Origin of the sequence: Dietzia sp. Cai40 (genome assembly GCF_014145165.1) — a bacterium.
Taxonomy (GTDB): domain Bacteria; phylum Actinomycetota; class Actinomycetes; order Mycobacteriales; family Mycobacteriaceae; genus Dietzia; species Dietzia natronolimnaea.
This window is the reverse complement of the sequence record NZ_JAALEB010000271.1, coordinates 1-7,148: the sequence shown is the minus strand read 5'-3', so window position 1 is coordinate 7,148 and position 7,148 is coordinate 1. Positions and strand designations below refer to the sequence as shown.

Sequence of the window (7,148 nt, the reverse complement as noted above, 5' to 3'; positions counted from 1 at the left end):
CGGGCCGGCTCATCCGGGCAGCGGTGCGCGTCGGCCGCGACCCGTGCCGCCCCTCGCGAGGGCAGCACCCCGCTGGTGGCCCCGCATCGCTGACACCCCCAGGTCGCGCCGTCGGCGGCCTCCTGGACATAACACGACCGTTCGCCGACCCCGTCCATCCCGCCCCCCAGCGCAGAGCACCGGCCCGGAGCCGGTGCGAATTCCGCAATTGTGTCACAAAATTCTCATCTTGACACGACATCTTCATCACCTCGGCACCACGTAGACAGATCGGTCTGGACTTGGCGCGCCTTTAATGTCTACTGTGTTGGTCTACTTAATCCACACACAAGATAATCGGAGCACTCGTGAAGACACTGATCGTCCTGGGCGTCGTCGGCGCCATCGCCCAGCTCATCGACGGCTCCCTGGGGATGGCCTACGGCGTGACGTCCACGACGCTGCTGGTCGCGGCCGGGATCGCGCCCGCCGCGGCCTCGGCGTCCGTGCACTTCGCGGAGATCGGCACCACCCTGGCCTCAGGTATCTCCCACCACAAGCTGGGCAACGTGGACTGGCGCATCGTGCGCATCCTCGCGGTCCCCGGCGCCATCGGGGCGTTCGCCGGCGCCACCATCCTCACCAACCTCCCGGCGGACGTGGCCAAGCCGGTGGTCGGGGCGATCCTCCTGACGCTGGGCCTGTACGTGCTGTACCGCTTCCTCGCACTGGGTGGGCGTCGTCCGGAGTTCAAGGGCCGCGTGCGGACAGGGTTCCTGGTCCCCCTCGGACTGGTGGGCGGCACCCTCGACTCGCTCGGCGGCGGCGGGTGGGGCCCGGTCGGCACCACCTCGCTGCTGTCCTCGGGCCGGGTCGAGCCGCGCAAGGTGGTCGGCTCCATCGACACCTCCGAGTTCGTGGTGGCCGTGGGTGGCTCCCTCGGCTTCCTCATCGGCCTGGGCGCGGCCGGCATCGACTGGGGCTACGCCGCGGCACTGCTGGTCGGCGGCGTGATCGTGGCACCACTGGCGGCCTGGCTCGTCAAGCACCTGCCCGCGCGCGTGCTCGGCACCGCGGCCGGAGGCCTGATCGTGGTGACCAACTCGCGCACCCTTCTGGTGTGGGCCGAGGTCCCGTCCTCCACCACCACCCCGCTCCTGCTGACCCTGGTCGCCGTGTGGATCGCCCTCGTCGCCTGGGCCGTGCGTGCGGAGAAGGCGCTCCGTGACGACGACGAGACCCGCGATCCCCCGGCCGGGCCCGCCGTGGCCCACGACCCCGTGCCCGCGCGGGGATAGGGGGCCCGCCCGGCGCCCCTCGCCACTCCCCCGCCCGGCGCGCGAGGCGCTCTGGGAGACTGTCCCCATGAGGGTCACCGCGAAATCGGACTACGCGCTGCGGGCGCTCGTCGAACTCGCGAACGCGCAGCGGGATCACGGTGGCGACGGTCCCCGCGAGAACCCGATCAGCGCCGAGGAACTGGGGCGGCTGCAGGACATCCCGCACGGGTTCCTCCAGTCCATCCTGTCGGACCTGCGGCGGGCCGGCATCGTGGCCAGTAGGCGGGGCAAGACCGGCGGCTGGACGCTCGCCCAGGACGCGGGGGCGGTCACCGTCGCGGACGTCCTGCGCGCGGTCGACGGCCCCCTCGTCAGCGTCTACGACGTACGCCCCGAGGCGGTCGACTACAACGAGCGCGCCGCTGTCCTCCAGCACGTGTGGATCGCCTCGAGGGCCTCCCTGCGGCGGGTCATGGACGCGGTGTCGCTCTCGGATCTGGCCGAGGGCCGGCTGCCCCCCGACGTCCACGCGCTCACCCTCGACGACGACGCCTGGGAGCCCCGCTGACGGACGGGGCCCGGATCCGCTGATTCACCGGTGGCTCCCACCGCGGTCAGATGTTAATGTCTACTGAACAGCTCGGTTTAATGCCTTAATGGCCGGAGGGTCTCTCCCTCCGCCCGACAGGCGGCCACCGGGAGTGACAGTGTCATCGACCGACGTCGGAGGATCCCCCCGTGCCCACCCTGATCGTCCTCGGCTTCGCCGGACTCCTGGCTCAGCTGGTCGACGGCTCGCTCGGCATGGGATACGGCGTCACCTCGACGACCATCCTCGTGGCAGCCGGCATCGCCCCCGCCGCCGCGTCCGCCGCCGTGCACTTCGCCCAGATCGGCACCACGCTCGCCTCGGGGATCTCCCACCACAAGTTCGGGAACGTGGACTGGCGCATCGTCGCGATCCTCGCCGGACCGGGTGCGGTGGGTGCCTTCATCGGCGCGACCGCGCTGACCCGGCTGTCCAGCGCGGCGGCCAAGCCCATCGTCGCCTCGCTCCTGCTCGTGCTCGGCTTCTACGTCCTCTATCGCTTCCTGCGACTCGGCGGCAGGCGGCCCCAGTTCTCCGGCCAGATCTCGGCGCGCTTCCTCGTCCCACTCGGCTTCGCCGGCGGAACCCTCGACGCGTTCGGTGGCGGCGGATGGGGCCCGGTGGGAACGACCACCCTGCTCTCGTCGGGTCGGGTCGAGCCCCGGAAGGTCGTCGGCTCCATCAGCGCCTCGGAGTTCGTGGTGGCGGTGAGCGCCTCGATCGGCTTCCTCTTCGGCCTCGGCGCCGCCGGCATCAACTGGGCGTTCGCGGCCGCGCTGCTGGTCGGCGGCGTGATCGCCGCGCCGTTCGCCGCCTGGATGGTGCGCCACCTGTCGCCGCGGGTCCTGGGCACTGCCGCCGGCGGGCTCATCATCATCACCAACACGTTCACCCTGCTGAATTCCACCGGCGCCGGCGCACTGGTGATCGCCCCAGTGCTCGGGACACTGTTCCTGGCGTGGATCGTGCTGCTGGCCCACGCCGTCCGCGCCGTCCGCCGTGAGCGGACCCCCGATCCGGTGCTCGTCACGACCACCTGAGCGGCGACGCCCGGCACGGCACCCTGACCGGCACGGCACCCTGACCGGCGTGGGCCGGGAACCCGTCAGACGCGGGCCCGCGAGCGCGTCGTCAGACGCGGGCCCGGGAGCGCGCGGGCGGCTCGTCGAGGTGCACCGAATACCTGCGCACCAGCGCCCGCCACACCAGCGGCCCGACCGTCACCAGCACCAGCGCGATGGCGCCGATCAGTGCAGGCGAGGCCCCGAGCATCGCCGAGGCGGTGACCGCCAACACGATGGTGATGCCCCGCCGGATCAGTCCCTGCGGCACCCGTCCGGCGAACTTCGACCCGACGTACGTCCCGATCGCCCCGCCGATCAGCAGGGGCACCAGAAGGTTCCAGTCGACGCCGGTCACCATCACGTGGCCGATCGCCGCCGCGATCACCAGCGGGACCGCCTGCACGAGGTCGGTGCCCACCAGCCGCAGCGCGGCCAGGGTCGGGTACAGCAGCATGATGCACATCATGATGACCGTGCCGGAACCCACCGAGGTGATGCCCACCATCAGCCCGCCGATGACTCCGACCAGCAGGGTGATCAGCGGCTTGACGGGCGGGTTGGGGTCGCTGCCCGTACGGATCTTGCCGGCCATCTCGAAGAAGGCGCGCAGGAAATAGGCGGAGGACGCCACGATGAGCGTGCCGCCGATGGCCTTCTTCAGCAGCCCCTGGACGTCGTCGGCTCCCACCGCGTGCACCAGCCAGGCCCCCAGATACGCCGTCGGGACCGAACCCAGGATCAGCCAGAACGCGATCTTCAGGTTGGGTTTGCCGTGCTTCCAGTGCACGCCGGCCCCGATGACCTTGTTCACCGCGTTGACCACCAGATCGTTGGCCACGGCGGCGGTGGGCGGGATCCCCACGAGGATGAGCGCGGGCGTCATCAACGCCCCGCCGCCCATCCCCGTCAGACCTATGACCACGCCGATCACCGCGCTGACGACCAGCAGACCCAGCGAGTCGTAGGTCCAGAGCGCCTCCGGCACCGGGTCAGACCCCGAGGATCGAGCTGACGATCCGCTGAGCCACCTCTTCCGCGGTGCCGTCCTCCGGCCGGATGTGCAGGTCGGGGGTCAGCGGCGGCTCGTATGGCGCGGACACGCCGGTGAACTCGGGGATCTCTCCCGCCCGCGCCTTGGCGTAGAGCCCCTTGGGGTCACGTGCTTCGCACTCGGCCAACGGGGTGTCCACGAACACCTCGGTGAAGGGCAGGTCGGCCGCGGCGTGGACGCTGCGTGCCTTGTCGCGGTCGGCGCGCATCGGGGAGATGAGGGAACAGATGACGACGACGCCGGCGTCGGCGAACAGCGCCGCCACCTCCGCGGTGCGGCGGATGTTCTCCGCCCGGTCGGAGGCCGAGAACCCGAGGTCGGCGTTGAGGCCGTGCCGCAGATTGTCGCCGTCGAGGATGTAGGCGGGGTGCCCGGACTCGATGAGCAGCCGCTCCACCTCGGAGGCGACCGTGGACTTGCCCGAGCCCGACAGGCCCGTGAGCCACAGCGTGCGACCCTGCCCGCGGTCTCCGCGCTGGACGGCGCCGGCGTGCCACACCACGTTGGAACCGGTGGTGGCGGGGCCGATGATCATGCCCGCGCCCACGGTGTTGCCGGTGAGCTCGTCCACGAGGATGAACGCGCCGGTGTCGCGGTTACGGCGGTACGGGTCGTACATCAGCGGGGTCTGCGTGCGCAGGCCGATGCGGCCGATCTCGTTGAGCCCCAGCTCGGTGGAGTCGGGGTCGCGGTGCAGGGTGTTGATGTCGAGCCGGTACTCCAGGCCCGTGACGATCGCCTTGGTGTCGCGGGTGGTGTGCTTGACGACGTACCGCTTGTTGGGCGTGAGCGTGGAGTCGTCGGCGAACCAGCAGACCATGGCCTCCAGCTCCGTGCCCTGGTGCGGGCGGTTGCCGGGTCGGGCGATCATCTCACCGCGGACGATGTCGATCTCGTCGTTGAGTGCGATGGTCACCGCGGCCGGTGCCGCCGCCTCGTCCAGTTCCGCGCCGCCCGGGCCCCAGATGGCCTTGATGGTGGACTGCCGACCGGACGGCATGACCACCACCTCGTCGTCGACCTTCATGATGCCCCCGGCGACCGTGCCGGCGAAGGACCGGTGGTCCAGGCCGTCGGCGCGCTGGGGGCGGATCACGTACTGCACCGGGAACCGGACGTCGGTCAGGTTGCGGTCCGAGGCGATGTGCACGTTCTCGAGATGGTCGAGCAGGGCCGGCCCCGTGTACCAGGGCATCGAATCGGTGCGGTCGACCACGTTGTCGCCCTTGAGCGCGGACAGCGGCACGAACGTCACGTCGTGGACCTCGAGCTTGGCGGCGAAGTCGGTGAACTCGGAGCGGATGGCCTCGTAGGTGGCCTCGTCGTAGTCGACCAGGTCCATCTTGTTGACGGCCACGACCAGGCGCGGGATGCCCAGCAGCGCGGAGAGGAACGCGTGCCGGCGCGTCTGCTCCAGCACCCCCTTGCGGGCGTCGACCAGGATGATCGCCACGTCGGCCGTCGAGGCGCCCGTGACCATGTTGCGCGTGTACTGCACGTGGCCCGGGGTGTCGGCGATGATGAACTTGCGGCGCGGGCTCGAGAAGTAGCGGTAGGCCACGTCGATCGTGATGCCCTGCTCGCGCTCGGAGCGCAGCCCGTCGGTGAGCAGCGCGAGGTCGGTGTACTCGTCACCGCGCTTGGCCGAGGTGGCCTCGATCGAGGCGAGCTGGTCCTCGAATATCCCCTTGGAGTCGTAGAGCAGACGCCCGATGAGGGTCGACTTGCCGTCGTCGACCGACCCCGCGGTGGCGATGCGCAGCAGCTGGGCGTGCTCGGACATGGTGCTCAACTGCTCCGGGGTGAGAGTCGAGGCGGTGGCGAGCGTCGGCCCGCTGGTCGCGGACGATGCCGTGGTGGCGGAGCTCATCAGAAGTAGCCTTCCTTCTTGCGGTCTTCCATGCCGGCCTCGGAGATCCGGTCGTCGGCACGGGTGGCGCCGCGCTCGGTGACGCGGGTCCCCGCGACCTCGGCCACGACGGCGGCGTTGTCGGCGGCGTCGGACTCCACACACCCGGTGCAGGTGGCGTCGCCGACGGTGCGGAAACGGACGAGCTCGGTGCGCGCCTCCTCGCCCGGGAGGGTCTCGAGGAACCGCGTCTTGGCCAGGAGCATCCCGTCGCGCTCGATCACCTCGCGCTGGTGCGCGTAGTAGATCGGCGGCAGGTCGATGTCCTCCCGCTCGATGTACTGCCAGATGTCCAGCTCGGTCCAGTTGGACAGCGGGAACACCCGGATGTGCTCGCCCTTGCGGTGGTTGCCGTTGTACAGCTTCCACAGCTCGGGGCGCTGTGCGCGCGGGTCCCAGGCGCCGAACGCGTCACGGAAGGAGAAGACGCGCTCCTTGGCGCGGGCCTTCTCCTCGTCGCGGCGGGCGCCGCCGAACACGGCGTCGAAGCGGTTCTCCTGGATGCCGCGCAGCAGGGCGGCGGTCTGGAGTCGGTTACGGCTGGTGCCGACGCCCGTCTCCTCGACCACGCGGCCGGCGTCGATGTCGTCCTGGACGTACGACACGAGCAGCTGGACCCCGGTCTCCTCGACCACCCGGTCCCGGTACTCGATGACCTCGTCGAAGTTGTGACCGGTGTCGACGTGCATGAGCGGGAACGGCATGGGCGCGGGCCAGAACGCCTTGCGCGCCAGGTGGAACATCACCACGGAGTCCTTGCCGCCGGAGAACAGCATCCCCGGGCGTTCGAACTGCGCGGCTACCTCGCGGAAGATGTGGACGGACTCGGCCTCGAGTGCGTCGAGGTGCGAGAGCGTCACCGCCGTCCTCGCTGTCATGCGACCTCCAATGTCGTGGGCTCGTCCGGCGTGACCGGACAGCAGACCGCAGACAGGTCTGTCTGCGGTCCGGCTCGGAGACCATCGTGCTCCCCGAGCGGCCCGATTTACATCTCGGAGACGGCAATCCCGGGCAGATCGTCCGCATGTCGACATAAGCTGTCGGATATGCGACACGAACCCACCCACCGTGTGCTCTCCGTGATCGAGGCGCTGTCGATCGAGGGCCCGCCGTTGCCCCTCGCCGAGATCGCCCGGGCCACCGGGGCCAGTCGCTCGACCCTGCACGCCGTGCTCGCCGAGATGCAGGCCGAGCAGTGGGCCGAGAAGCTCGAGGGCGGGTGGCGCGCCGGGCCCCGGATGCGCTCGGTCGCCGCGTCGCTGTCCGCCGAGGTCGA

7 protein-coding genes are annotated in these 7,148 nt (G+C 70.4%); 4 read left to right on the top strand and 3 right to left on the bottom strand.

Annotated features, from left to right (window positions below):
• Positions 1-347 precede the first annotated feature (347 nt).
• From G6022_RS10820 to G6022_RS10810, 3 genes are all read left to right on the top strand, one after another.
• The gene (locus G6022_RS10820; RefSeq protein ID WP_179523227.1) at positions 348-1,277 is read left to right on the top strand and encodes a sulfite exporter TauE/SafE family protein; all 930 of its coding nucleotides are present in this window, start codon (positions 348-350) and stop codon (positions 1,275-1,277) included.
• A 67-nt stretch (positions 1,278-1,344) separates the two neighbouring features.
• On the top strand, positions 1,345-1,827 hold the full coding sequence (locus G6022_RS10815; RefSeq protein WP_179523228.1) for an Rrf2 family transcriptional regulator: 483 nt from the start codon (positions 1,345-1,347) through the stop codon (positions 1,825-1,827).
• A gap of 170 nt (positions 1,828-1,997) precedes the next feature.
• The gene (locus tag G6022_RS10810) at positions 1,998-2,888 is read left to right on the top strand and encodes a TSUP family transporter (protein ID WP_182691558.1); all 891 of its coding nucleotides are present in this window, start codon (positions 1,998-2,000) and stop codon (positions 2,886-2,888) included.
• A 91-nt stretch (positions 2,889-2,979) separates the two neighbouring features.
• Here the strand turns inward: G6022_RS10810 and G6022_RS10805 are convergent, their stop codons facing one another.
• From G6022_RS10805 to cysD, 3 genes are all read right to left on the bottom strand, one after another.
• A complete protein-coding gene (locus G6022_RS10805; RefSeq protein ID WP_179523230.1) occupies positions 2,980-3,897 on the bottom strand; it encodes a sulfite exporter TauE/SafE family protein in 918 nt (305 codons plus the stop codon).
• A gap of 4 nt (positions 3,898-3,901) precedes the next feature.
• The gene (gene cysC / locus G6022_RS10800; protein WP_179525976.1) at positions 3,902-5,746 is read right to left on the bottom strand and encodes an adenylyl-sulfate kinase; all 1,845 of its coding nucleotides are present in this window, start codon (positions 5,744-5,746) and stop codon (positions 3,902-3,904) included.
• Between the two features lie 86 nt (positions 5,747-5,832).
• Complete coding sequence (gene cysD / locus G6022_RS10795) at positions 5,833-6,750, bottom strand: sulfate adenylyltransferase subunit CysD (RefSeq protein ID WP_095718176.1); 918 nt, start codon at positions 6,748-6,750, stop codon at positions 5,833-5,835.
• Between the two features lie 168 nt (positions 6,751-6,918).
• Here cysD and G6022_RS10790 point away from each other — a divergent pair.
• Positions 6,919-7,148, top strand: a 230-nt coding sequence (locus G6022_RS10790) for a helix-turn-helix domain-containing protein (protein WP_182691556.1), incomplete at its 3' end; no start/stop codon positions are given.